Source organism: Pseudomonas sp. SMN11 (assembly GCF_052041945.1).
In the GTDB taxonomy this organism is placed as follows: domain Bacteria; phylum Pseudomonadota; class Gammaproteobacteria; order Pseudomonadales; family Pseudomonadaceae; genus Aquipseudomonas.
Window position 1 is genome coordinate 1 of record NZ_JBKGGW010000106.1, and the last position, 359, is coordinate 359.

The 359-nt window shown below is 60.2% G+C and carries 1 protein-coding gene; it reads left to right on the top strand.

The genetic code is table 11. From position 1 onward, the window contains the following. Positions 1-271 (top strand): aldehyde dehydrogenase family protein (locus tag ACLEJU_RS28760; RefSeq protein ID WP_440128001.1); only part of this gene is annotated, 271 nt, incomplete at its 5' end. Positions 272-359: the final 88 nt, after the last annotated feature.

Sequence of the window (359 nt, forward strand, 5' to 3'; positions counted from 1 at the left end):
CGAAGCCCTGGCGATTGCCAACGACACCGAGTTCGGCCTCGGTGCCGGCGTGTGGACCCGCGACATCAACCGCGCCTACCGCATGGGCCGCGGTATCAAAGCCGGCCGCGTATGGACCAACTGCTACCACCTGTACCCGGCGCATGCCGCGTTCGGTGGATACAAGAAGTCCGGTGTCGGCCGTGAAACCCACAAGATGATGCTCGACCACTATCAGCAGACCAAGAACCTGCTGGTGAGCTACGACATCAACCCGTTGGGCTTCTTCTAAGACCGCGAAGAGGCCAGACCTGCAAACCTTGCACCGAGGTAACAAAAATGAGTGCGGTTCCCGTGTATCCCGTTCGTCCCGAGGTTGT